Annotated in this window: 21 protein-coding genes and 1 tRNA gene; 10 read left to right on the top strand and 12 right to left on the bottom strand. The window is 58.9% G+C overall.

What is annotated here, in order from left to right; translation table 11 throughout:
- Positions 1-39 precede the first annotated feature (39 nt).
- The 7 genes from FS804_RS10405 to FS804_RS10375 all read right to left on the bottom strand — a co-directional run bounded on the left by FS804_RS10405 (position 40) and on the right by FS804_RS10375 (position 6378).
- On the bottom strand, positions 40-273 hold the full coding sequence (locus FS804_RS10405) for a hypothetical protein (protein WP_063947040.1): 234 nt from the start codon (positions 271-273) through the stop codon (positions 40-42).
- Between the two features lie 93 nt (positions 274-366).
- Positions 367-804, bottom strand: a complete 438-nt coding sequence (locus FS804_RS10400; RefSeq protein ID WP_144576530.1) for a helix-turn-helix domain-containing protein — start codon at positions 802-804, stop codon at positions 367-369.
- A gap of 128 nt (positions 805-932) precedes the next feature.
- A complete protein-coding gene (locus FS804_RS10395) occupies positions 933-2069 on the bottom strand; it encodes a hypothetical protein (RefSeq protein WP_144576529.1) in 1137 nt (378 codons plus the stop codon).
- Complete coding sequence (locus FS804_RS10390; protein ID WP_144576528.1) at positions 2066-2779, bottom strand: TfuA-like protein; 714 nt, start codon at positions 2777-2779, stop codon at positions 2066-2068. Before FS804_RS10390 ends, FS804_RS10395 begins: the two co-directional genes overlap by 4 nt.
- Positions 2779-3996 (bottom strand): YcaO-like family protein, encoded by a 1218-nt coding sequence (locus FS804_RS10385; protein WP_246665870.1) that lies wholly within the window; start codon positions 3994-3996, stop codon positions 2779-2781. Before FS804_RS10385 ends, FS804_RS10390 begins: the two co-directional genes overlap by 1 nt.
- 16 nt (positions 3997-4012) lie before the next feature.
- Complete coding sequence (locus FS804_RS10380; RefSeq protein ID WP_144576526.1) at positions 4013-4441, bottom strand: hypothetical protein; 429 nt, start codon at positions 4439-4441, stop codon at positions 4013-4015.
- 8 nt (positions 4442-4449) lie between these two features.
- Positions 4450-6378, bottom strand: coding sequence for a BTAD domain-containing putative transcriptional regulator (locus FS804_RS10375; RefSeq protein WP_144576525.1), 1929 nt, complete (start codon positions 6376-6378; stop codon positions 4450-4452).
- A 207-nt stretch (positions 6379-6585) separates the two neighbouring features.
- Here FS804_RS10375 and FS804_RS10370 point away from each other — a divergent pair, with 207 nt between their 5' ends.
- Entirely contained in the window at positions 6586-7077 is a 492-nt protein-coding gene (locus FS804_RS10370) for a hypothetical protein (RefSeq protein ID WP_063946872.1), read from the top strand.
- Positions 7078-7223: 146 nt separating this feature from the next.
- Positions 7224-7544: a hypothetical protein gene (locus tag FS804_RS10365; protein WP_144576524.1), complete on the top strand. Its 321-nt coding sequence runs from the start codon at positions 7224-7226 to the stop codon at positions 7542-7544.
- Positions 7545-7907: 363 nt separating this feature from the next.
- Here FS804_RS10365 and FS804_RS10360 read toward each other — a convergent pair whose 3' ends face one another.
- Positions 7908-9305, bottom strand: coding sequence for a family 16 glycosylhydrolase (locus FS804_RS10360; RefSeq protein WP_144576523.1), 1398 nt, complete (start codon positions 9303-9305; stop codon positions 7908-7910).
- Between the two features lie 262 nt (positions 9306-9567).
- Between FS804_RS10360 and greA the strand changes: the two genes are divergently transcribed.
- On the top strand, positions 9568-10050 hold the full coding sequence (gene greA, locus FS804_RS10355) for a transcription elongation factor GreA (protein ID WP_144576522.1): 483 nt from the start codon (positions 9568-9570) through the stop codon (positions 10048-10050).
- Positions 10051-10095: 45 nt separating this feature from the next.
- On the opposite strand, the gene FS804_RS10350 is transcribed toward greA, so the two are convergent.
- Complete coding sequence (locus FS804_RS10350; RefSeq protein ID WP_144576521.1) at positions 10096-10887, bottom strand: metallophosphoesterase family protein; 792 nt, start codon at positions 10885-10887, stop codon at positions 10096-10098.
- Positions 10888-11299: 412 nt separating this feature from the next.
- On the opposite strand from FS804_RS10350, the gene FS804_RS10345 reads away from it, so the two are divergent.
- Positions 11300-11857 carry an HNH endonuclease gene (locus FS804_RS10345; protein ID WP_063946877.1) on the top strand — a complete coding sequence of 186 codons (558 nt, stop codon included), beginning with the start codon at positions 11300-11302 and terminating at the stop codon, positions 11855-11857.
- Between the two features lie 29 nt (positions 11858-11886).
- Here the strand turns inward: FS804_RS10345 and FS804_RS10340 are convergent, their stop codons facing one another.
- Together FS804_RS10340 and FS804_RS10335 are read right to left on the bottom strand one after the other, a co-directional pair.
- Positions 11887-12402, bottom strand: coding sequence for a disulfide bond formation protein B (locus FS804_RS10340; protein ID WP_144576520.1), 516 nt, complete (start codon positions 12400-12402; stop codon positions 11887-11889).
- A 793-nt stretch (positions 12403-13195) separates the two neighbouring features.
- Positions 13196-13270 (bottom strand) — tRNA-Gly (locus FS804_RS10335).
- A gap of 253 nt (positions 13271-13523) precedes the next feature.
- Between FS804_RS10335 and FS804_RS10330 the strand changes: the two genes are divergently transcribed.
- The 6 genes from FS804_RS10330 (at position 13524) to pbpC (ending at position 23645) form a co-directional block, all read left to right on the top strand.
- On the top strand, positions 13524-14033 hold the full coding sequence (locus tag FS804_RS10330) for a prolyl-tRNA synthetase associated domain-containing protein (protein WP_144576519.1): 510 nt from the start codon (positions 13524-13526) through the stop codon (positions 14031-14033).
- Positions 14034-14086: 53 nt separating this feature from the next.
- Positions 14087-15055, top strand: a complete 969-nt coding sequence (gene trxA, locus FS804_RS10325) for a thioredoxin (protein WP_144576518.1) — start codon at positions 14087-14089, stop codon at positions 15053-15055.
- 68 nt (positions 15056-15123) lie between these two features.
- A complete protein-coding gene (locus FS804_RS10320; protein ID WP_186376758.1) occupies positions 15124-15795 on the top strand; it encodes an LON peptidase substrate-binding domain-containing protein in 672 nt (223 codons plus the stop codon).
- 11 nt (positions 15796-15806) lie between these two features.
- Complete coding sequence (locus FS804_RS10315; RefSeq protein ID WP_144576517.1) at positions 15807-15995, top strand: Trm112 family protein; 189 nt, start codon at positions 15807-15809, stop codon at positions 15993-15995.
- Between the two features lie 118 nt (positions 15996-16113).
- A complete protein-coding gene (locus FS804_RS10310; protein WP_144576516.1) occupies positions 16114-21570 on the top strand; it encodes an alpha-2-macroglobulin family protein in 5457 nt (1818 codons plus the stop codon).
- On the top strand, positions 21567-23645 hold the full coding sequence (gene pbpC, locus FS804_RS10305) for a penicillin-binding protein 1C (RefSeq protein ID WP_144576515.1): 2079 nt from the start codon (positions 21567-21569) through the stop codon (positions 23643-23645). The genes FS804_RS10310 and pbpC overlap by 4 nt, the downstream gene beginning before the upstream one ends.
- A 25-nt stretch (positions 23646-23670) precedes the next feature.
- Here pbpC and FS804_RS10300 read toward each other — a convergent pair whose 3' ends face one another.
- Positions 23671-24003 carry a hypothetical protein gene (locus FS804_RS10300; RefSeq protein ID WP_144576514.1) on the bottom strand — a complete coding sequence of 111 codons (333 nt, stop codon included), beginning with the start codon at positions 24001-24003 and terminating at the stop codon, positions 23671-23673.
- Positions 24004-24042: the final 39 nt, after the last annotated feature.

The following is a 24042-nucleotide window of genomic DNA, read 5'->3' as shown; positions in this document are numbered from 1 at the left end:
TGAAAGGGTGCAAGTCGTGCACCCTCGCTGAGTGTCATGTCAATGAAGATCGGTCTGCGAGAAAGCGGCTGCGTTCAGCTCTGCGCTGACCAGCGGCAGCTCCTGCTGACTGATGTCCTGAGCAAGCGATAGCAGTGCCATTTCCAGAAAATAAGTCGACATGCCCAGTTCCAGAGCTTTTGAGCGCTGGCAGAGATAGGATACCATACGCCCGAGCGCCAGTATCTCGTCTCCATTGTCCTGTTCAAGTATTGCTGTGGTAGACGCCACCATGATTTCCTCTCGACAGTCGACGATGTGAAACGCGCTGATCCCGCGTTGTTCATCATCTTCCATGTCGAGCGTCACGCGAGCGTCACACCCGCGTCAATCGTCGGTCTTATCCATGGATGCGGCGTTATTTTCTGTCGTTTCGGAAACCGCAAGCGATGTCACAAGCGCAACAATGCTTCTGCGAACGGTCGCGCTCTTGATGCGGGAGAAGGCCTGATTGAGCGCAAAACCTTCGTTCGATGCCACGAACGACTGCATGGCGTTGATCGTGCCAAGTGCGGCGCTGTTGGAGCCGACGTCCGGTGTGGCGTTGGCAAACAGCGAGCTGACGTCCACGCCAAGGATCGACGCAATGGCCTGCAGCCGGGAAGCGCCGACGCGATTGGCGCCCTTCTCGTATTTCTGCACCTGCTGGAAGGTAATGCCCAATCGCCCCGCCAGAGCGCTCTGGCTCATGCCGAGCGACTTGCGGCGCATTCTGATTTGTGCGCCGACGTGCACATCGATCGGGCTGGGTAGTTTGGCCTGCATTTCCACTTTCCTCCAGTTGTGAGGCTTTTAATCCGAGAATTGTCTATTAATATTGTTGAAGGTATACATTCAACACAATTTCCACGGGTATTGCGAAGCTTTATTGACGGAATAAGACGTTTTTCTGTTCATACTTTTATATTCGGACTCCTTTTTACAATTTTTGTCGCGCAACGCAACGCACCGTTGCGGCTCGAAAGATGGCTCCATCCACTGACAGGGACAGGCTTGAAGCCCAGTTCTTCCCAAATATTGCAGTTCATTACGTCGAATTCTGCGAGCGGCTCTGCGTCGCCGAAACAGGGCACCCAGACAAATGGCCGTTCCTGTCCGGGACGTGTGACGTTTTCAAGAATGACGTTGTTATAGAGCCTTGGCATGCATTTGTTGCTGTCGATCGCCGGTGACACGGCAATGGGGTTTCGGGCGATCTCAAATCCTTGCCGGGCAAGCGAGAGGACAGAGGCATCCAGCTTTCGTTTCAGATCATTTGCGACGCGGTCACATCCGCCATGCGCAATCGGATCGGCGACGAGCAATAAAGGTCGACCACTTCTGGTCATACCCGTCACGGAGACGAACTGGTCGACGTGGAAGCCGCATTGGTGAATGTTTTTTTGGGCAGCATCCGCTCCACCACTTTCGGTCACGCCGGCTCCGCGTAAAGGATGGCCGTTGCCGAGATCGTCTGGCCTGTATCCGAAGCTGAAGAGGTCTTTCGTATCGAAAGCCCGGATCTCTTGCCATCGTTGCGGATGAGTGCCGACACCTCGGTCCCCCTGCAGGCTGGATTGACCCACCAGCCGGAAATTTGGCCCGACGAGATGGTTGCCGCCATGGAGTAAGACATCAGGGGGCGTGACCGTCGCTCCGATGAAAGCAGCCAGACTGGCGCCAACGGCATTCGCCGTGACGGTAACGAAAGACGCCACGGCGTCCCCTTCGTCAACGCGCACAAGGAGCATATCCTGAACCCATGGATGCGGGACGTCATCCTGACCGGCGAGAGGGATCAACGCGGCAGAACATTTGAGCTGCCGTCCGCCCAGCCAGCTTTGTGCCGGCGTAAGGCTTGCGCGACCAACAACAATAGCAGCGTTGACATCTGCGGGCAGGGCAGAGAGTAGGTTGCCGATAGGAATGAGCGGAGAAACGTCGTCCGAGGCCGCCTTCTCAGCAAAAAACGATCCAGGCAGGGCAAAGGCTATCGTGTCGATAAGCCCACCGCAATCCGTGAGCATTTGCGGGTGCGGGACCGCGCTCACGTTTTCTTTCCCGCTGCGGTCTGCCGCGCTATCAACTGCTGAAAGAACATGGTGTCTTGGAATTTCCAAGATGGCGGCGGTGATGTTTTGACGTTATCGCCGGTGACTGCTGCCAATAGGCACGCCGCATCGTTCCGCTTGATCGAGATGGCATTGGCCGCGAGCATATCCGCCATTGGGGAGCCGAAGCCTGCCTCGGTTGCTATGGAGCGCCAGGTCCTGCGGCTGAAATGCAGATTAGCGGCAGCGCGCATGAGTCGGTTATAATCCTCACGCGTGATCGTGTTGCGGCAAGCTTTAAGGGTTGCCTCGGCATCGACCAGGGCGATGGTCAGCGGACGGTAGTCGAGTTCAACGGGTGCGTGGTTCACAGCCACATCCGCGTCGGAGAAACGTTGTCCGTCCCGATAGGCCTCGAAAATCTCGCCAATACCGATCATGCCAAAGGAAGCGCATTCCGCGGCCCTGAGCGCCCCCATGCTGGCGGCGCCATAGAGGGTGACGCCATTTGATAGAGCGTAAAGAATTTCCTTATGCCAAACGGCGGCACAATCGCCGTAAAGACCATCGATCAAGCCGATGACCTTGGCGCCTTTGCGGGTGGCGTCGAAAATATCGCCGCAGACCGCCGGTCCGCGAAGGTCGAGGTCCGGGATGGATTCTCTGGCCATGCCGTAGATGGATGGTCCTGCAAAAACCACCGGCTTCATTAAAACCCTCCCAACGTCAGCAGATGATCCAGGCCGCGCTGCGATATGTTTTGCAATCCGCTGCCGGCAGGGGCAAGGCCGCTCGCAAGAACCCGCACGACGTAAAGGCCGGAAACCATCGTTTGCAGGGGGAAGACAAAGATATCATCGATACCGCGCGCGAAAAGGTGGCTTGCGAGTTGCCGCCATGGCGGCGCGGACCCGGTGCCTTTGGCGAAATACAGATCAGACGGCACATTTTTCACCGGCCACATGCTGTGACTCAAGGGTTCCGCAACTGCTCTGTCTCTTTGATAGCGCAGAGGAGCGAGATCGTCTCTCGCGCCACTGATATCCGTCAGGCGGGACTGGATGGCTTCCAGCAGGGCTGCGAGTGCCGCGCCGTGGAAATCAGGGCGGCAGGCGGCACCCGCGGCATGTCTGCTGGTCGGCCCATCCTGCGCCTGAAGAGGGCGGGGCAGGGTTGCCATGACCACGGGCACGTCAAGTCCATTCGTAAGGTCGAAGAAAGACGGTGTCATGCCGATATTCGTCAGGCGCTGTACGAGGCTGTCGAGGTATCGGTCGGTCCCCGCCGCGATGAAAGCAGGCTGCGGAGCTATCGCGCGGGTTTCGAACGTGTCGAGGAGGACACTGGCGTCATTTTCGATGAGTTCAAGCAGGGCGTGGAGGACGGCATGGTCGTAATCGAAACCCGCTGCTAGCCCCTGGGAGCTCATGCGAAAGGCCTGCCGGTCCCATGGGAAATCCACGCGGAAATCCATGCCGACAAGTTCGTAAGGTGCAAAAACGTCCCCTTCCTGGCGGATCGACAAACCCTTAACCCAGCCGCGTTCTTTTCGCGGATCGAGAACATCCATGTCGACCCTGCCGACCCTTTCGAGGGGGATAATGGGAACGCCTTTATCCCGCATGTCCAGCAGCGACCCGAAAGCCGCGACGTGTTGGCGGGTTTCTTCGGCAACGGCGCCCTCGATCGCTTCCATGACGGCCGAAATCCGAGCCTGTTCTACAATAAGTCCCTTTCCCTGCGAGACAGACAGTCCGCGGGAATTGGGACGAACCGCAAACCAGACGGGAACGCCTATAACATCAAGGCCGGTTACGTCGCCGACGCGGGAAATCCCGAACCGCCGAAGCAGCCCGGGATCCGAGAACCAGGCGTCGGCTTGCCTTGACGCTGTTGCCGCGGGATTGGACGCGCCGTCGTCTGTCAAGGCAGCGGAACCAAGATCAGCGGGACACGCCGGTGTCGTCGGAGAGGATGGCATCGTACAGCTCGCCGGTGACGGACGCGGCAGGACCGACAGCCTTCAGGGCTGCTTCGATGGGTGCCTGGACCATGCGGTTGAAGTCCCAGCCGGCATCATTCACCTCGCCGATAAAGGCGAAATCGGCCTCAGAGACCACGGCGCCGCCGGCGACCAAGGCTTCGATGCCCTGGATCTGGGCCTGATCCAACTCCGCATCCGGCTCACCGTTCTGGCGGACAAGCATGGACTTTGCGGCGGCAGCGACGCGGGCATAGCCGTCCACGCCGGGATGAGCGGCTTCATAAGCGGCAATTGTCTCGTGCGAGACGGATGCGACCCGGAGCGGTGCGGTGCGGATGAAAAGAACACCGAAATCCTTTTTTCCAACAATGAAGAAATGCGAGGACATAATATCTCCTATTTAATTCCAGCTAATCGAAGCGCTTGATAAAATCTCTCATTCGCTACCGGGTCGCGGTCGGGAGACAGGCTGCTGATCTCCCTTGCCGTCATGCCCGGATAGTTTTCCTGAAGCCTGCTCCCACTTTCCCTGGCTGCAACGAGATCGCCGTGCAGCGCATGGCTGGCGGTGAGGACACGCAGGGCCGGCTCGTCATTTTCCATTCGCCCGCACAATTCGACCGCGGTACCGTAGTCCTCGCGCTTGAATGCGATGCTGGCGCCGGCCCACCAGTAGATGTCAGGCGCCAAAGGATTGAGATCGATCGCCTGCTGAAACTTTTCCCAGGCGATTTCCGCATCTCCGAAATGGGCAAGCGCATCCGCATGCTGAAGCAGAAGATCGGCGGAGTTGGGCGCCAGCGCCTCAGCCTCGAAGAATTTTTCGGCAGATGTGTCGAAATCCCGCTGGTAGAGTGCAACCACGGCGCACATCCAGTGGCCGACGCCAAGCGCCGGATCGATATCGATTGAAGAATCGGCTTCTGCCTTGGCGCGGTGCAGCAGGTGCGGGTCGTTGCCGCCGAGCATCAGCCATTCCAGTTGCAGGCTCTGCGCCACGCGTGCGCGTGCCACCGCCAGGCTATGGTCGAGATCGACGGCCTTGCGGAACATGGAGCGGGCTCTTCGCAGCAGCGGCAGATCACATTTGCCCCGCAGAAGCTGTTGACCCTCGAGCAATTGCCGGTAGGCCTCGCCGTTATGGTTGCGGTCGGGTTCCACCTGAAGCCGCTCGATTTCGCGCGCAAGTGCTGCCGCGACCTGTTTCGAGAGCAGGCGAAAGGCAGCATGGATTTGCCGCGGGGTCAAAACAGCTTCCAGCGACCAGACGATTTCACCGCTTGCCTCTTCAATCAGCGCGACGGACATGCGGCTGTCGTCAAACACTGTCGATATGACCCGGTAATCCGCACGCAGCATGGCATAGCTGTCGTCAGCCCGCTGATGCGCCAGCGCGAAAGTGCTGTGCGGTGAAAGCACGGTAAAGGTCCGATACCGGACAAGGCTGTTGGCGACATCCTCGACAAAGGCCTGCATGACGGGAGAAACCGGTTGACCGTCGACCTTTGCGGGGAGGGCGAAAGCGACCCGCGGTTTGGTGGCGGATTTTGCAAGCTTCCCGATTTCCGCTTCCGCATGAGCCGTTATCGTGGCGGTGAGGCTTTGTATCCTGCGCCTCAGCGCGACGGTTTCAGCCTCGGGCGCGCGACCCTCCTGACGCAATTGATCGAGCAGCAACTCGTGAATATTGTCGCAGGCGCTGATGTTTCCGATGCGCGCATAGGCCGCCATGGCAGCACGGTAGGTTTCTTCGCGCTCGGGTTCTATCCTGCGAGCGCATTCGGCAAGCCTTGCGATATCGTTTGAACTCGCACGGCCAAACCGCGTCAACTCTTCCAGAAGCTGGGTGTAACTGGAAAAGAACAGATCCCTCAGGCGACGGCGCTCCGAAAGCAGCCAGAGGTAGAGATGATCCTGCCCGGCCTCCAGCCCCTCCAGCAATTCGCCGCCAAATTCAAGCAGTGCATTGAGGCGCTGCATCAGGTCGTCTGCCCTTGCGCCGGCAAGGAAAATGGCAAGGTCGGTACGCTGCGAAAGCTTGCCCGCCTTTAGATCGTTTCCTTCGATGAGAAGGAGGGCTTCATCGTCATCGGCAAGCTTCTGCAGGCGCAGGATCAGTTGCCGCAGATTACCAAGCGCTCTTTTCTGCTCGACGTTTTCCCACAGTAGTGATGCGGCGTGCTGGCGCGAAAGGGACTGATTCGGCGCCAGGATGAGGGCGGCGGTGAGGGCGAAGCCCTTGGACGGAAAAAACGCTTCCCGCACCGCATCACAGCGCGGTGTGCCAAAAAGCCGGATCGGTATCAAATCAGCGTTTCCAGCCATTTTTTCCCCTTGTCCCCCTATCATCTAACAACGTGGCCGCGAAATTGAAAGCCACCACAGCCTTCATTTGACGCTGGTGTGACGCGGCATGCCTATTGTCGTGGTCAGAAGCATCAAGAGTGGTGCAACACGGCAGGCATGGGGCACGCGGGTGTGGGCAGGCGGGCATCGGGAATTGCGAAAGTGATAGCGTTTAACGGAAGCTACATGGCGTTTGAGCCACGCATCGAACCCTACCAGCGAGCCGACGACGTCGGATACGCGGTCAGTGAATTTATGTGGTTCAAAGGCCGCCCATTTTATCCAGTGTCGGCCCTGGTGCAGGCGAGAGTAGCGCATGCGCGGTTATCGGCAGAAAGAGGGGATGAGGATGACGAGGACAATCTCGATATTCTCTTTCGTATGCCGATGGTCGCAGGCGGGCATTTTTTCGAGATCGTGCTGCGCTCGAATGAAGGCACGTCCTATGGCGGCTGGGCGTGGGGCGAAGAGCTCGAAATCATGAATGAAGTCGTTAACGGCTACCGTGTTCTGGCGGGAAAGTTCGACGGCAGGCTCATCCGGTTCGAGTTTTCCAAGCGGTTCCAGCGATACACAACGGTGGAACCGTTGCCGGTGGAAAAATCTGTCTTTCTGCTCCAGCGGGAAGCAAAACCTTATACGGGCAGGCGTAGCTTGCCAGTGGGACTGGCTCCTTAAGGCGATCATTGTCGCAAGGGCGCCGCAGTAACGGGGGTTAAAGCGTTGGATCGCGCGGCGGGGGCCGGATCTGACGCCGCAAGCAGGCAAGGCGCGTCCTTGCCTGCTGCGACCATATTTCTTTATTTATTGTGTGGACCATTACGATGCCGAATTCAGGTAATCTGCGTAACAGGGGGATATCGCCGCAGTTCGCGGCGGCGAGCGCCACGGCTGGCGAGGGCGCGCTTTCCGATGGGGCGAGCGCCAGGGATTTTCAGCCCCGAATTCCGCATCATGACCGGCTCCACCTTGTGGAAGAAGTGGTCAAGCAGACCCCGTCTGCTGGGCCCGAACTGGCGGCAAACACGAGAGAAATCCGCAATACAGTTATCGATGCCGATATCAGGCTCGCCAAATGGGGCTGGGTCGTACTGGCAATCGCACATTGCGGACTCATCTATTTCATGGTCCACAATCTCGGCTAGGCATTTCGTGGTGTGGCATTTGGCTAAGAGCGGGATGCCATCGAAACCACATCGGCATGGCAGGCCATCTGAAAGTAAGGGGTGACACCCACCAATATCGTCATACGCCTTCAGAAGTCGCAGGAACGGTGAAGGCTGCGAGGCATGCACTGATGTGGCTGTGAGCGATTTCAGTCACGCTTACCTCGGATCGGCCTACCGCGGGCTTGATGTCTGTCACCAGCTTCGAGCCGTGGCTGCGTTGCCGGCCATCGCCACGTGCATGATTTCTTCGGCCGTACCGGGGTTTATGTCATCCGCCTTCTCCTCAGGAAAACGCTTCGCTGGGTACTGGGAACCTGAATATGCCGCTCGGTTGGTTTTTTACGCTGCCCAGTCCGAGAGAGAATAGGCTCTGATGTAATCGATCATCATCTGCGACCCGTCGCTGAAGTCGGTGTCAGACGGCGTTCCTGCCATTCCACCGACCGCAAGGTTGACGACCATGTACATGGGATCATGCATGTCGTCAGGGGTGTCCGTCTGTGCCACCGCCACATCGTCGAAGTACCACGTGATGTGTTCGGCATCCCACAGGACGCCGTAAGTGTGAAAGCCCTCTGTGCTCGGCACGCTGACGTTGTTGATGACCGAGGTTGGCTCGCCAGCGGCGTTGGAGTGGGTGGACATGATGAGGGTATTGGCGTTCTGCCCGCGCATTTCGATGACGTCGAGTTCCGGGGGCCAGGATCCATTCGTCGGCAGAAGCCAGAAGGCCGGCCAGGCGCCCCGGTCGGTTGGCATATCGGCGCGGATTTCAAAGTAGCCGTAGGTCTGGCTGAACGACGAATAAGTGTTCAGCATGCCCGATGTGTAATCGTAACCTTCGACTTCATCGGCGATCGATTGTGCGGTTTTTTCGGCATGTATGGTGAGGATACCGTTTTCGACGCTGAAGGGGTTCACTGCCGACGTTCCGGCATAGCCGGGGTTGACGTACCATTGTGCCTCGCCATTCGTCGTCAGCGAGCTTCCCTTCTCAGGCGCCCACCAATATTTGGCGTCCCAGTTGCCCTGGCCGCCGCTACGCAACGATAGCGAATCGAATTCATCGGCGAAAGTCTGGCTGAGCGCCGATCGGTCGAGGCTGAGTTCGAACTGGTCGGCGTGAAGGTCGTTGATGGTCGTTCCTGCGAGAACAACGGCCTCGCCATTCGAAAAATTGAGCCAGAGGTTATCACCCTGCTGGGTGGCGCTGGCGACCAGCTGGTCGAACGATGTGACGCCGTAGCCATTGAGACGGATCGTGTCATTGGCGCTGAAATCCATGACAAGATCGGTTCCGTTGCCGCTCGTGAAAACAAAGGTATCGGCCCCGCCACCCCCGATCAGCACGTCGTTTCCCGCCCCGCCGTCGATCGTCTGGCTGCCCGATCCGCCGGTGATGATATTATCGAGCGCGTTGCCGAAAGCGTATCGCCCATCGCCCGTCACCCGCAGGTTTTCAAAATGTTCAGGCAGGGTATAGCTCATCCAGGTATCGATGGTGTCGACGCCCTCTCCGGCATTTTCGATCGCGCGGTTGATGCCGGAATAGAGATAATAGATATCGTCTCCAGTCCCCCCTGCCATGGTCACATTGACGGCGCTGTCGCCCCACATGGAATCATTGCCGGCAGTCCCGTTGAGCAGCGGACCGGAGCCGGTTGCGGAAAAAAATCCAGTTGAGCTGCCGCTGTAATAGAGTGTGTCGTCAAGCGCATTCACGACTGTCCGGGCCATGACCAATCTCCTGTCCGTTCGTGTGTCCTCGCTCCTCCTGATGCACACCCTAACAGGGTAAAACGCCTGCTGTTAGGCTAAGATATAAGGGGTATATTCCGCTGTGGTTGCAAGGAATGCCGGCGGGTGAGCGTTGTCATCAACCGGTTTCACCTGTTAAATGTTGGGTTTGAACAAACGCCGCTTGATATTGTTAGGGGCCGAAAGCCATGGCGGATCTGGCCGGGAGCAAGCGTGATATCTTGAAAACGGAGTGTCTGGATTGAGCGTAGCCTTTACCAAGGAAGACAGCGCGGAGACCGCTGCCGAAACCGTTTTGCCGGACCGACCAATCTCGCCGCACCCCAATTTGGTGACGCGGGCGGGGCTGAAGTCGCTGGAGGAGGAGTTGCGGCTTGCGCGTGAGGCCTGTGAAGCCGCCAATACCACTGACGACGTCAATGAAAGACGGCGCCTTCTGGCGAGCCCGTTGCGTGATCTGCGATACCTGTCCGAACGCCTTCGCACTGCGCAGCTGATGCCCGACCCGCCGTCAAACGGGATCGTTGCCTTCGGTAGCCTTGTGACATTCAGCCGCGATGACGGGCGAACGCAGAGGTTTCGTATCGTCGGAGAAGACGAAGCGGATCCCGCTGCGGGGACCATGTCCTACGTGTCACCTGTCGCAAGGGCGTTGACGGGTAAAACGGCCGGTGATGTCGTTATCGTGGCTGGCCGGGAGATCGAAATCCTCGCGGTCGAGTAACGGGTAATGCAGGACAGTGTCCAATAGGCGCTAGGCGCTGATCGCTTAGCCGATCAGGTGCAGACCTTGATCAGACACTCTAAGAACCGTCAGCCTGCCCGTTTTGAAAGCATGCGTGTCGATACCGATGCGTTGCGGGCCGGCCTCAGGCTCAGTGACCGGCGTGTGGCCGTGGATGACAACGAGGTCCAGCCCTGCACCCTGCGACAGGAAGGGCTCCCTGATCCAGAGCATGTCTTCATCAGTCTGCGCCTCCAGCGGCAGACCCGGTCTGAAGCCCGCATGGACGAAGATATAGGAGCCTATCCGTGTATAGACCGGCAGGCTGGCCAGAAGCCGGCGGTGGGTCTGCGGGATGGCGCCCAACAGTGCATCCTTAAGCGGTTGGAGCCGAAGGCGGCCTTTTTGCATGAAGTGGCCGATGTCGATCCCATAGGACAAAAGCGTTTCTCGGCCACCGAGGTCGAGCCACTTCAAATTCTCCTGCGGATTATCGAGGAAGTCGTGGAAAAGCTGCTCGTGGTTGCCGCAAAGTGCGATGCGGCGAAGCGGCGCTGGTGGCGGTTGCAGCAAGTGTTCCAGAACGCCCCGTGAATCGCGTCCGCGGTCGACATAGTCGCCAAGGAGAACCATTAGCGCCGGGGAGGGTGCGGGCCCCATATCGGTAACGATCCTTCGTTCCGCCTGCAACAGGAGGTCGAGACTGCCATGGATGTCACCGATCGCATAGATCGGGAAGGAGATTGGCCTGTCGCCAAGATCAATCCTGCGCCGCCTCCGGTCGTCGCGGAGGGCTGGTTGTTTACGACCGCGAATCCAGTTCAGCACCTTGGGCATAGTTGCGGTTACTGTCTCCTTTTCACAAGGTCAAGAATTTTGGAGGTTGCTTCCGCATCCCGGCCAAAGGTCTCTCCGGCTGAATAATAATGGATGATGTCGCCGCACATTTGCCATGGCGCCCTGGCATGAGAGTAGCCGTGTCCGTCGGCGATTATCCTATCACCGATCGTGCATCCGGTGCGAGAATGTTTTCTGCCTTGATCGGGCCGAAGCGCCTCCCGGCCGCGTCAGCGAGCGGCGTCATTTCCGCCACGCGGCGCCACTGTGCCGTCTGAGCGTCAGGGATGATAAAACGGTCTTTTCCGGGCTTGAAAATTAAGCTCTTTGCCGCTGCATTTATAGGCTTCACAATCCTGTAACAACGGACCTAATATACAAGTGCAGATGCCGAATCGCTCAGGAGAAGCCCTTGACGATTGCAGTTTCACCACAGGCCCTGCCGGCGCTCGTTTTGAACGCAGACTATAGGCCGCTGAGTTATTATCCCTTGTCGTTATGGTCCTGGCAGGACGCGATCAAGGCTGTCTTTCTAGACCGTGTGAACATCATTGCAGAATATGATCACGCGGTATCATCGCCCAGCTTTTCCATGCGGCTGCCGAGTGTGGTCAGCCTCAAGACCTACGTGCAGCCCACCCGCAATCCTGCCTTTACACGCTTCAACGTCTTCCTTCGGGACAAGTTTGAGTGCCAGTATTGTGGTGCGCGGGACGACTTGACCTTCGATCATGTGATTCCCCGCGCGCATGGCGGTGAAACGACCTGGCACAACGTCGTTGCGGCGTGCTCTCCCTGCAATCTGAAAAAAGGCAGTAAACTTCCCAAACAGGCGGGCATGTTCCCGTCGCAGAAGCCCTTCCAGCCCACGGTTCAGGATCTGCACAATAATGGGCGGCTGTTCCCGCCTAACTATCTGCACGAAAGCTGGATGGACTATCTTTACTGGGACACCGAGCTGCAGCCCTGATCCTTTCAGGACTGCAAACGGTTTTCCGCCTAACGGCTTTTACGGCTCGCGCCATAAAAAGCGATCGCCGCGAGTGCGACACTTGCGATGACGTTCCAGCCAGCAAAGGACAGGCCGAGCACGCGCAAGGCCGCGTCGTTGCAGGAAGGTGCCTTGATGGCGTTCAGATTGCCAAGGAGATCGCCGGCGTTGGTCGTGATGGAGGGGGCGCCGGTCGCGCAGGTGACTGGGCCCGCCCAGAAACCCCATTCCACGCCGGCATGATAGACGCCGAGCCCCGCCCCAATCAGCATCGCCACGCCGATAAGCGCCAGAAGCAGCCGGGTAATCTGAACCGGTAACTTGAAAACGGTGGTCGCAATCGCGAGTATGCCTAGCGGAATGGCGTAATAATAGGGATCCCGCTGCAACAGGCAGAGTGCGCAGGGTGTGTAACCGCCGATATGCTGAAAGCCGAGGGCAGAGCCCACGGTGAAAATCATTCCCGCCGTGACACCAAGAGCAGCAAGCGTGCGGCTATTGTCGGCGGTGGTCGCGTTGGCCATGTTGTTGTTCCTCGAACTTCATGAAGAAGCAGATTTCCCGGATGGGTTTTCAAAAAGGCAGGCGTGATGGCGAAATTAAGTCGCCGTTCTCACGATATAGAGGGATTCGTCTAATCAAGTCCGCTTGATCTTGCAAATGAAAGTCCGGCAATGTTCAAGTGGGGATGAATGTGACCCGCGCGCGCGTTTCCGTGGGGTAGCCGAGTTCCATGCCCGCCTGTTGTGACGCCGTAGTCCATCGAAATGGAAAGGGACGCAGGTAGACTGGTTAAACCCAGGCCGCCGACGCATTGTCATCTTCCTCGCGTTTGGGGCAAGAGCCGGAAATCCAATTCGCTAAAGCGCACTTGGCGTAGGCCCAGAAAAAGGGAAACCCGCTCACTGCAAAACTGCAACAAGCGGGTCTCAACCTTTACCCCCTCCCACAAGGGCGCCTGCACAAAAGCACATTGAATTAATTATGGCAAGATCAAGGCTGTGTATTGTTGCGTCGGGCTGCTCCCATTGTCGAGCTATTGGCGAGCAGTAGCGCCGTGAGCTCTTCACGTGCCGATCCTGCCGGGGGCGGCAAGATGTTCACACAAAAAAATGCCCGCTCACGGCGGGCAATCGAGGGGAACTGAGGTTAGGAGCCTCGCGGAGATAACTGCTGTCTGGGACAGAAGTTCCGCCTGCCCAAGAATTTTTGAGATTTCAGTGGCGCGGTAAAGGACATTCCGGGAATGATGCGACATCATGCGATAAGAAGATCGCACAATATAGAGCATGGACTGTCCAAGAGTTTAGGGAAATTTGGAGCGGGCGAAGGGATTTGAACCCTCGACCCCAACCTTGGCAAGGTTGTGCTCTACCCCTGAGCTACACCCGCTCAAATCCGCCGGTCCGGGGTAGTTGGCTGAACCGTGGGCCACCAAGTGGCGACGGGCGCTATATCGCTCAATCGATTTTGGAATGCAACAGGGAAATGACAAAAACGCGAAAATTTCTCTCGTGAATGCGACAAGCGGCGGAAATGATTGATATTTTTTCATTCTGGCCAATATTCCTGCGTTGCCAATGGTGTGTTGCCGCCTTAATCAGAAAGGAGTGACAACATCATCGGCAGGGGCATGCGATAAACTATGGCGGAAAATTCTCAGAAAACTGCGAAGGAGCTGTTCGAGTTTCTGGACGGGCTCGGCATTTCCCACACCACCAGGCAGCATGAGCCTGTGTTTACTGTCGCGGAATCCCAGTCGTTGCGCGATCTCATTCCCGGCGGCCACACGAAGAACCTCTTCGTAAAAGACAAAAAGGATCAGTATTTCGTGCTGACCGTGGAGGAAAATGCGGCCGTCGATCTCAAAAGCGTTCACAAGGTCATTGGTGCGGCAAGCCGGGTTTCCTTCGGTCGGCCGGAAAAAATGCTTGAATATCTGGGGGTCGTGCCGGGATCGGTAACGGTTTTCGGCGCGATAAACGACACGGGCGGGCAGGTAACTTTCGTGCTCGACAGCGATCTACTGAAAAACGAGTTGGTCAACGGCCATCCCCTTTCCAATGACCAGACCACAACAATCGCGTCAAAGGATCTCATTCGCTTTCTTGAGGCGACCGGGCACACGCCGCTTGTCTTGAAAGTCAGCGAGTGAGATACGATCTTTGCTTCAAGCAAGACAGATGACAGAGTTTTCGGGAGGCCGGCATGAGCGGCGACAATAATCCTTACGGCGGTTCTTATGGCGGGCAGATGACCGCGAGTGTCCATCACAATGGCGAACTGAACGGCGCTTCCTCCGGCCACATCAAGGACACCACGACGGCTGGGTTTTCCAAGGACGTCATGGAAGAATCGCGCCGCCAGCCGGTTTTGGTGGATTTCTGGGCGCCCTGGTGTGGACCTTGCAAGCAACTGACGCCGACCCTCGAAAAGGTGGTCAATGAGGCTAACGGTCGTGTGAAGCTTGTGAAGCTGAACATTGACGATCATCCGTCCATTCCCGGCCAGCTCGGTATCCAATCCATTCCCGCGATCGTTGCTTTTGTCGATGGTCGGCCGGTAGATGGCTTCATGGGTGCGGTACCGGAAAGCCAGATCAAGCAGTTTATCGACAAGCTTGCCGGTCCGGATGCGGGTGATCCGAAGGCTGAAATCGAGGCGGCTCTGACCGAGGCGAAGCAGCTTCTCGCCGATGGTGATTTCAATGGCGCCGCACAGATCTTCGGTGCCGTCATGCAGGCCGACCCGGAAAGCCCCGCAGCGATTGCCGGTATCGCCGAATGCATGATCGCCGCCGGGCAATATCAGCGGGCGAGCGAGCTGCTTTCCTCTCTTCCCGCCGAACTCAATGATGATGCCGCCATTCAGCTCGTTTCTAAAAAGATAGCGCAATATGAGGAGGCTCGTAAAATTGGCGATCCGGTCGCGCTCGAACGTGATCTCGCGCAAAATCCCGATGATCACGAGGCGCGCGTGAAACTTGCCAAGGTCCTGAACGCACAGGGACGGCGTGATGAGGCGGCCGACCATCTGCTCTACGTCATGCGCAAGGACCGCACCTTCGACGATGACGGCGCGCGCCGCCAGCTCCTGGAGTTTTTCGAGGCCTGGGGCTTCAAGGATCCCGCAACGGTTGCAGGCCGCAGGAAGCTTTCGGCGATACTGTTTTCGTAAAACGGACGTATCCCGGACGTGGCGGCTCTGCCGCAGTCCGGGCAGCAGTGAACAGGGGGCTTGATCCCATGCATGTCGGAAATGCGAGATATGTGAAGAACGATGACTTCCCGGAAACCGTGCCGGTCTTTCCGCTGCCCGGCGCACTGCTGCTGCCGGAGGGCCATCTTCCGCTCAATATTTTTGAGCCGCGCTATCTTGCCATGATCGACACGGCCCTTGCGACCCACCGCCTCATAGGCATGGTGCAGCCGGCGCTGCACGTTATCGAGTCGGGACTTGAGGGTGGGCCGCTGAGCGCGGTCGGTTGCCTCGGTCGCATCACGTCATTTTCTGAAACAGGTGATGGCCGTTATATCATCTCGCTGACGGGTGTATGCCGCTTCCGTCTTTTGGAAGAAGTGGCATCGGCTGAGCCCTATCGCAGCTTCCGGCAGGCGCCTTTCATCGCCGATCTTTCGGGTGAATATGACGAGGAGGCTGTCGACCGGGAGAACCTGCTGCGGGTTTTCCGCGCGTTCCTCGATGCCAATCAGCTGGAGGCAGACTGGGAGAGCGTTGAGCGGGCGGGAAACCGCGTCCTCGTCAATTCGCTTTCCATGATGTCTCCGTTCGGACCGGCCGAAAAACAGGCCCTTCTGGAAGCGCCCGATCTCAAGACACGCGCCGAAACGCTGATTGCCATTACCGAGATTGTCCTTGCTCAGGGCTCCGGCGAAGGCGGAACGGTGCTGCAATAGGATCGGGTGCCATGGACGACCGGTTAAGCAATGTCGACCCGAAGCTTTTGGAGCTTCTGGTGTGCCCTCTGACCAAGGGTCGTCTTTCCTATGATCGCGCTCGAAACGAACTCACCTCCGAAAGCGCAAGGCTTGCTTATCCGATCCGTGACGGGGTGCCGATCATGCTGATCTCGGAAGCGCGCAAAATCGAGGACTAGGGGCGCAAAGGTATGCGTCCGTGCGTATCGCCTGTCGCTAATTGACGAAGATGCGTTGACAACCATGCGTGGATTTGACCAGAGTTCCGCCCGACATATCTGATGCGGGAGGATATTGATGTCGTTGCGCGCGCTCGTCCGGATTTCGTTGGTTGCGGTCTCGACTGCCCTCATTTTTTCGCCAGTCACGGCAGCAGAACCTTCGCGGAAGGTGGTTACGACTCAGAATGGCGATTATTTCGGCTTCGATCTGCGAACCGAGCAGAACGTGTCGTTGGAGCAGTGCGGTGAGATTTGCGTGGGCGACGCGTCCTGCAAGGCCTTCACCTACAATCCAAAGGTGAAATGGTGCTTCCTCAAATCGGATTTCAATCAGCTGAACGCCTTCCCGGGCGCTGTCGCCGGCAAGATTGTCGAAGTGGCTACAGAGCCAGATATCGGCGCGCCGCAGCGCCTGTCATTCGTCACTGACAGCCTGCAGCAGGAAGCGCGCCGGCTAAAAGCGGGTCTTGCTGTCGATGAGGCTGAGGCGCAGCAGGGCGTGGAAATACTTGTCGAAACGGCACGGCAACAGGCTGCCGCTGGCAATATTCCGGATGCCGTCACCACTTATAAGCAGGCGCTCGCCATCACACCTGATGACGGCGCACTTTGGGCGGAGCTTTCCGAAAAGGCCGCGCAAGTCACCGACAATTATTCTATTGCCGGACAGGCCGCTTCCGCTGCCATCAATGCCTATCAACTGAGCCGCACGGTGGCGGCGCGCACTGAGGCCTTGAATCGGCTGGCGAAGGCTTTCGAAAGAACCCAGAATTATCGCGCGGCGCTCAATGCCTATAAGGAGAGCCTTGCGCTCACGGATAATGCGCAGACAAAAGCCGCCTATGCCGACCTGCGCACGCGTCAGGGTTTCCGCGTCATCAACAACACAGTGGATACGGATAGCGTCAGCCCGCGGGCCTGCGTCCAGTTTTCCGAACCGCTGGTGAAGAACGGTGTCGATTATTCCTCCTTCGTCACGCTGGACGGCGCCGCTCCCAAGGCCATCGAAGCGAAGGGCAGTGAGATCTGCGTCGAAGGCCTCACCCACGGCCAGCGCTACAAGATCGCGTTGCGCGCCGGCCTGCCGTCCTCGGTGGAAGAGCCGCTGGAAAAGCAGGTTGATCTTGATATCTATGTGCGTGACCGGAGCGCAACTGTGCGGTTCACCGGGGAAAACTTCGTGCTGCCGGGTATGGCGCGCCGTGGGATTCCGATCGTTTCCGTTAATGCCGACAAGGCAGACCTGAAGCTCTACCGCGTTGGCGACCGCAACATCACCGCGCTTCTCACCAATTCGCAGTTCCTGACACAGATGGACGGTTACAACGCCGACCGTATTGAAAACGAGATTGGCGAACTCGTCTGGCAGGGATCAATCGATATCCAGCCCGACCTCAACAAGGATGTGGTGACGAGCTTCCCGGTGGATGAAGCCCTGCCGGAGCGCAAACCCGGCATCTATGTACTGACCGCCGTTCCGCCTGGCACGGCGCCGGAAACATGGGATTCCCGCGCCACGCAATGGTTCCTCGTATCCGATACCGGCATCACCACCTATGCCGGAACCGACGGTTTGAACGTGTTCGTGCGCGCACTCGGCAGCGCCAAGCCGCTTGCCGACGTGGATTTGCAGTTGCTTGCCAAAAACAACGAGGTGTTGGGTACCACGAAGACTGATGCGGATGGCCGCGCCGTCTTTTCTGCCGGCCTGATGCGCGGCACGGCGGCGCAGGCGCCCGCTATCTTGACGGCGCGCAACGGCGATAAGGACTACGTGTTCCTCGATATGACCCGCGCCGGCTTCGATCTTTCGGATCGCGGCGTGACGGGACGTGCAGCACCCGGCGCAATCGACGTTTTCAGTTGGACGGAACGCGGTATCTACCGCGCCGGAGAGACCGTACATGCCGCAGCGCTTGCCCGCGATGTCGACGGCAAGGCAATCGAGGATTTGCCGCTCACCTTCATCTTCTCGCGCCCTGACGGTGTCGAGGATCGACGTTTCGTCAGCGACGGCAAGGCACTGGGCGGCCATGCGGTTGATCTGCCGTTGCAGGCAAATGCCATGCGTGGCACTTGGACATTGCGCATCCATACCGACCCGAAGACGGCTGCGATCAGCGAAAAGAGCTTCCTCGTCGATGATTTCGTGCCTGATCGCACCGAATTCGACCTTTCTAGCAAGGCAAAGCAGATCGATCCGGGCGCGGAAACGGCAATCGATGTGGATGGCCGCTATCTCTATGGCGCCCCGGCCGCCGGCCTGACGCTGGAAGGCGAGATCGCCATCAAGCCGACACGCACCAGCGCCGATTTCGAAGGTTATTTCTTCGGTCTGGCCGATGAGGAGAGCGAAGAAGAAAACCGCACGACACTTTCCGATATGCCGGTGCTGGATGAAGAGGGCAAGGCGAGCTTCAATGTTGATCTGACCGATCTACCCTCTACCACACAGCTTCTTTCCGCCAATATTACCGTGCGCATGCAGGAGGCGGGCGGACGTGCCGTGGAGCGCTCGCTGACGCTACCCATCAAGGCGAAAGCGCCTCTCATCGGTATAAAGCCGCAATTTTCCGGCGATCTCGCCCAGAATTCCGTCGGTCGTTTCCATATTATCGGCGTCAGCGCCGATGGTGTCAAACAGGCGATGAGCGGCCTCAACTGGAAGCTCATCAAGGTCGAGCGGAACTATCAATGGTATCGTCAGGGCAATTCCTGGCGTTACGAGCCGGTGGAATACACCAAGCAGCAGGAAGCGGGTACGCTTTCGGTCGATGCCAACGGCGGCGAGATTTCCGTGCCCGTCACCTGGGGCCGCTACCGGCTGGAAGTGGAAGGCGCGGGCAATGGCGCACCGGTTTCGAGCGTCGAATTCGATGCAGGTTTCTATGTCGAGGCAAGCTCGACCGAAACGCCGGATGCGCTGGAAATCGCACTGGATAAGCAGAGCTACAAGATCGGCGATACGGCCAAACTCAAGGTTTCCTCGCGTTTTGCCGGCGAGCTGATGATCACGTCCGGTTCCGAGAAGCTGATTTCCGTTCAGAACGCCGAGATTGGTGAGAATGGTGGCGAGATCGACATTCCGGTCACCGAGGAATGGGGGGCGGGCGCTTATGTGACGGCGACGCTGTTCCGGCCCGGCGATGCGCAGGAAAGCCGTATGCCGATGCGCGCCATCGGCATCAAGTGGCTTGCCGTCGATCCGGCCGAGCGCAAGCTTGCTGTCACGCTCGGCGCGCCGCAGAAGACGCTGCCGCGCCAGCCGCTTGAAATTCCGATCACCGTCGCCGGTGCTGGCGTCGGTGAGAAAGCCTATGCCATCGTTGCTGCGGTGGATGTGGGCATCCTGAACCTCACCCGCTATGAGCCGCCGAAGCCGGATGAGTGGTATTTCGGCCAGCGTCGGCTGGGGCTTGAAATCCGCGACCTCTATGGCCGCCTGATCGACGGCTCGCTTGGCGCCACCGGCCGGCTGCGCACCGGTGGTGACGGGGCGCAGGCAGCCCTTCAAGGCAGTCCGCCCACCGAAAAGCTGGTGGCCTTCTTTGCCGGCCCGGTCGAACTTGACGCTAGCGGCAAGGCGACTGTCAGTTTCGATATTCCGCAGTTCAACGGCACAGCGCGCATCATGGCTGTGGCCTGGACGAAGACGGGTGTTGGCCATGCGGTCTCCGATACCATCATTCGCGATCCCGTCGTGGTGACGGCCAGCGCGCCGAAATTCCTCGCCCCCGGCGATGTCTCGCAATTGCGGCTCGATATCGCCAATACAGATGGTGAGGCCGGTGATTACCGACTGGATGTGACGAGCAATACGGCCTTGACGGTTGATCAGGGCGAGATGTCGCAGACATTGGCGCTTCAAAAAGGCGGCAAGTCTTCACTGACCGTTCCGCTGACGGGTGAACAGCCCGGCAACGGTGCGATCACCATCAAGGTTTCCAATGCATCAGGCGTTTCGCTGGAGCAGGTGCTGAATGTTCCGGTCCGCCCGGCCGTTCTGCCGGTGACCACGCGACGCGAAATCAAGATCGCGCCGAATAGCAGCCTGACGATCAACGGTGATCTTCTGGCCGACAGCATGCTGCTCGGTTCCTCCGTCGCCATCAACGTCACGCGCTCACCCGCCTTCGATATTCCGGCGCTGGTGATGATGCTGGATAAATATCCTTATGGCTGCGCCGAGCAGACGACGAGCCGCGCTTTGCCGCTGCTCTATGTCTCGGAACTGACCAAGGACAGCGGCATGGCTGAGGATCCCGATACCCGCAAGCGGGTGCAGGAGGCGATTTACCGCGTGCTGTCCTTCCAGTCGAGCTCCGGCAGTTTCGGCCTCTGGTCGCCAGGGTACGGCGATCTGTGGCTCGATGCCTATATCACCGACTTCCTGACAAGGGCGCGTGAGCAGAATTACGACGTTCCCGAAGCGGCCATGGTGCAGGCGCTGAACAACCTGCAGAATGGTCTTTCCTATGACAGCAATGTCAAGGATCGCGGCAACGAGATCGCCTATTCGCTTTATGTGCTGGCGCGCAACCGCAAGGCGGCGATCAACGATCTGCGTTATTACGCCGATACGGCGCTTGCCGATTTCCCGACGCCGCTTGCCAAGGCGCAGGTTGCCGCTGCCCTTTCGCTTTATGGCGACCAGACCCGTTCGAAGAGTGTGTTCGGCGCTTCGCTCGATATGGCAAGCCGTGCAACCAATGTCAGCTTCGCCCGCGCCGATTATGGTTCTGCCCTTCGTGATGGTGCGGCAACGCTAGCGCTTGCGGCTGAAAGCCGTCCTGTTCCGGCCGTCGTGCCGCAGCTTGCAGGTGCCGTGGCCAAGGAGTGGGAAAAGAAGCCCTATACCAGCACGCAGGAGCAGGCATGGATGCTGCTGGCCGCCCGCGCCGTCAAAGGCGAGGACAAGGATATCCGTCTCGATGTGAACGGCGATCTGCAGACCGGCGGTTTCGGCAAGCGGATGAGCGGCGATGAATTGCTGGCATCTCCCTTGAAGATCGCCAATGCCTCGGCCGATCCGGTTACGGCTGTTGTCACCACCGTGGCGCCCCCGGCGCAGCCGCTTGCCGCCGGCGGCGAAGGCTTCACCATCACCCGCACCTATTATTCCATGGACGGTGAAGAGGTGAACCCGAGCGAGGTCACGCAGAACGAGCGTTATGTGGTGGTCCTGAACGTGGTGCCGCAAAATAACTGGCAGTCGCGTATTCTGGTGACCGATCTTTTGCCGTCCGGTTTCGAAATCGACAATCCGAGCCTCGTCAATTCGGCGGCGCTTTCGAATTTCGACTGGTTGCCGGAAACGGAAGCGGCACATACCGAATTCCGCTACGACCGTTTCGTCGCGGCCTTTGATCGATCGGCCGGCGACAGTTCGGAGATTGCTTTCGCTTATGTGGTCCGCGCCGTCACCCCGGGCACCTATGATCACCCGGCAGCCTCGGTTGAGGATATGTACCGGCCGCAATTCGCCGCCCGCACGGCAACCGGCCGCATGGAGGTGCGCTCGGCAACCCCATGAGGCGGAAAAAGGCTGTTATCGTCGGCATCGTTACGGCCGCGCTGCTTATCGGCGGCGCGGCCTTTGGTCTTGATGCGCTCGACAAGGCCTATCCGCCGCCGCTGGAGGCTGCACGGCAGCGATCCTTCGAGGTGCTGGACCGCGACGGTAAACTGTTGCGCGCCTTCGCGACACCGGATGGCCGCTGGCGGTTGAGGACCACGGCCGGCGAGGTCGATCCGCAATTCCTGCGCATGCTGGTCGCCTACGAAGACCAGCGCTTTTACGATCATCACGGCGTCGACCCCTGGGCATTGTTGCGCTCCGCCTGGCAACTGGCGAGCAACGGGCGGATCGTCTCCGGCGCCTCGACGCTGTCCATGCAGGTGGCGCGGCTGATCGAGCCGCGCGCCGACCGATCTTTTTCGGCGAAATTGCTGCAAGCCGCGCGCGCACTCCAGATCGAGAGAAGGCTTAATAAGGCCGAGATTCTTGATCTCTATCTGAATATTGCCCCTTATGGCGGTAATCTCGAGGGGGTTAGAGCTGCAAGCCTCGCCTGGTTCGGCAAGGAGCCGACCCGGCTGGACACGGCGCAAGCGGCGCTTCTGGTAGCGCTGCCGCAATTGCCGGAAAAACGCCGCCCGGACCGTTTTCCGGACGCGGCGAAACAGGCGCGCGAACGGGTCCTGCAACGGCTTGCCGTGGAGCGCGTGGTGGGAGAGGGAGAGGCGGAGCGGGCTTCAACCGCGGCAGTGCCTCTGAACCGGCAGGACTTGCCCGCCTTTGCGCCACATATGGCAGTCGCCGCCCGCGCCCGGTATCCAAATGCTGCCAATGTCCGTTCGACGCTAAATTTGACGATTCAGCGGGAGTTGGAAGCTGTTGCCCGGCATGCGGCCGAAAAAATCGGTGACAAGGTCTCTGTTGCCATCGTGATGGCGGATGCACAGACCGGTGATATTCTGGCAGAAGTTGGCTCCGCGGACTATCTCGATACGGCAAGACGCGGCTTCGTGGAGATGAGCCGCGCCATCCGCTCACCAGGTTCGACGCTCAAGCCCTTTATCTACGGGCTCGCCTTTGAAGACGGCCTTGTCGGACAGGAAACCATTATTGAAGATCGGCCTGCCGATTTTTCAGGTTACCGGCCACGCAATTTCGACATGCATTATCAAGGCGATGTCAGCGTCCGTCAAGCGCTGCAACTGTCGCTCAACGTCCCGGCAGTCAAGCTTTTGGATGCGGTCAGCCCGGCTGCGCTGATGGTCCGGTTCCGGCGGGCGGGCGTCAAGCTTGTGCTTCCCGCCAATGAAGCGCCGGGCCTTGCCATCGCGCTCGGTGGCGCAGGGATTTCTCTGGTTGATCTGGTCCAGCTTTACGCCGGGCTTGCCGGTGGCGGGGAGCCGGTTCGTCTTGGAGACGGCATACGTTCCTCGCCTGAACGGATGGAGGGCGACCGGCTGTTTTCGGATGCCGCCATCTGGAATATCTCTGACACGCTCTCCGGCGTGTTGCCGCCGCTTGGGATGAAGCAGCGGGGCATCGCCTATAAGACCGGCACCAGCTATGGCTATCGCGATGCCTGGTCGGTGGGTTACGACGGGCGGCATGTCATCGGTGTGTGGGTTGGCCGCGCCGATAATGGTTCCGTCCCCGGAATTGCCGGCTATGCGACGGCAGCCCCGATCCTGTTCGACGCTTTCGCGAAATCCGGCGTCGCCATCACGCCCATGCCTGCGGCGCCATCGGGCGTGGCGCGCCTTTCGGTGGCGGACCTTCCAGCCAACCAGCGCCGTTTCACGACCACGGCAAGCGGGTTGCTGTCGGCGTCAAGGCGAGAGAGCGCACCCCGCATCGTCTACCCGCCGGAGGGCGCGCGGGTAGAGCTTTCCAGTCAGTCTGGCATTTCGCCGCTCGTGCTCAAGCTCCAGGGCGGGCGCGCACCCTTCCGCTGGCTTGCCAACGGCCGACCGCTGCCAGACCCATCTCATCGCCGCAACAGCGAGTGGCGGCCGGAGGGACAAGGCTTTTCGACACTCACGGTCATAGACGCTGACGGCCGGGCGTCGAGTGTTCGCGTGTTCGTTGAATGAGCGGAGTGGCGATTCGCGCCGGTTTTCAAGGCTCCGCCAGATCCGTGGCGTCCTGCCCTTGTTGAGCCGCTTTGAGAGAATGGCTATCGATACGGTCTTTCAATGACGCGATGACGGCCTCCAGAAACTCCCGCCGCCGCCCGTTGGTCGTCGCCGCCAGCGTCACCTGCAAGCGGCTGCTGATCCTGTTCAGAAAACCAAGATGATCGAAGCGATCGGCGGCGATATTAACCTCCACCTCGTCCATATAGTGAGCCAGATGCGGTTCGAGCGCCAGATTATTGTCCGTTTGGTAGCAGGCCGCCATCCGTTCGCCCAGCGTGGACATCTGCACGTATGGGCCATATTCGTCGATCATCAAATCTCCTTCCTTCTCCGCAGCGTTTCCAAACGCGGA

Source organism: Agrobacterium sp. DE0009 (assembly GCF_007680755.1).
GTDB classification, from domain to species: Bacteria; Pseudomonadota; Alphaproteobacteria; order Rhizobiales; family Rhizobiaceae; genus Agrobacterium; species Agrobacterium tumefaciens_B.
This window is presented reverse-complemented; position numbering and strand designations above follow the sequence as displayed.

Excerpts from the sequence above, each read along its gene's own strand:
- FS804_RS10405 (WP_063947040.1), bottom strand. The coding sequence starts at position 273 with ATGGTGGCGTCTACCACAGCAATACTTGAACAGGACAATGGAGACGAG.
- FS804_RS10400 (WP_144576530.1), bottom strand. The coding sequence starts at position 804 with ATGCAGGCCAAACTACCCAGCCCGATCGATGTGCACGTCGGCGCACAA.
- FS804_RS10390 (WP_144576528.1), bottom strand. The coding sequence starts at position 2,779 with ATGAAGCCGGTGGTTTTTGCAGGACCATCCATCTACGGCATGGCCAGA.
- FS804_RS10380 (WP_144576526.1), bottom strand. The coding sequence starts at position 4,441 with ATGTCCTCGCATTTCTTCATTGTTGGAAAAAAGGATTTCGGTGTTCTT.
- FS804_RS10375 (WP_144576525.1), bottom strand. The coding sequence starts at position 6,378 with ATGGCTGGAAACGCTGATTTGATACCGATCCGGCTTTTTGGCACACCG.
- FS804_RS10370 (WP_063946872.1), top strand. The coding sequence starts at position 6,586 with ATGGCGTTTGAGCCACGCATCGAACCCTACCAGCGAGCCGACGACGTC.
- FS804_RS10365 (WP_144576524.1), top strand. The coding sequence starts at position 7,224 with ATGCCGAATTCAGGTAATCTGCGTAACAGGGGGATATCGCCGCAGTTC.
- FS804_RS10360 (WP_144576523.1), bottom strand. The coding sequence starts at position 9,305 with ATGGCCCGGACAGTCGTGAATGCGCTTGACGACACACTCTATTACAGC.
- FS804_RS10350 (WP_144576521.1), bottom strand. The coding sequence starts at position 10,887 with ATGCCCAAGGTGCTGAACTGGATTCGCGGTCGTAAACAACCAGCCCTC.
- FS804_RS10340 (WP_144576520.1), bottom strand. The coding sequence starts at position 12,402 with ATGGCCAACGCGACCACCGCCGACAATAGCCGCACGCTTGCTGCTCTT.
- FS804_RS10330 (WP_144576519.1), top strand. The coding sequence starts at position 13,524 with ATGGCGGAAAATTCTCAGAAAACTGCGAAGGAGCTGTTCGAGTTTCTG.
- trxA (WP_144576518.1), top strand. The coding sequence starts at position 14,087 with ATGAGCGGCGACAATAATCCTTACGGCGGTTCTTATGGCGGGCAGATG.
- FS804_RS10320 (WP_186376758.1), top strand. The coding sequence starts at position 15,124 with ATGCATGTCGGAAATGCGAGATATGTGAAGAACGATGACTTCCCGGAA.
- FS804_RS10315 (WP_144576517.1), top strand. The coding sequence starts at position 15,807 with ATGGACGACCGGTTAAGCAATGTCGACCCGAAGCTTTTGGAGCTTCTG.
- FS804_RS10310 (WP_144576516.1), top strand. The coding sequence starts at position 16,114 with ATGTCGTTGCGCGCGCTCGTCCGGATTTCGTTGGTTGCGGTCTCGACT.
- pbpC (WP_144576515.1), top strand. The coding sequence starts at position 21,567 with ATGAGGCGGAAAAAGGCTGTTATCGTCGGCATCGTTACGGCCGCGCTG.
- FS804_RS10300 (WP_144576514.1), bottom strand. The coding sequence starts at position 24,003 with ATGATCGACGAATATGGCCCATACGTGCAGATGTCCACGCTGGGCGAA.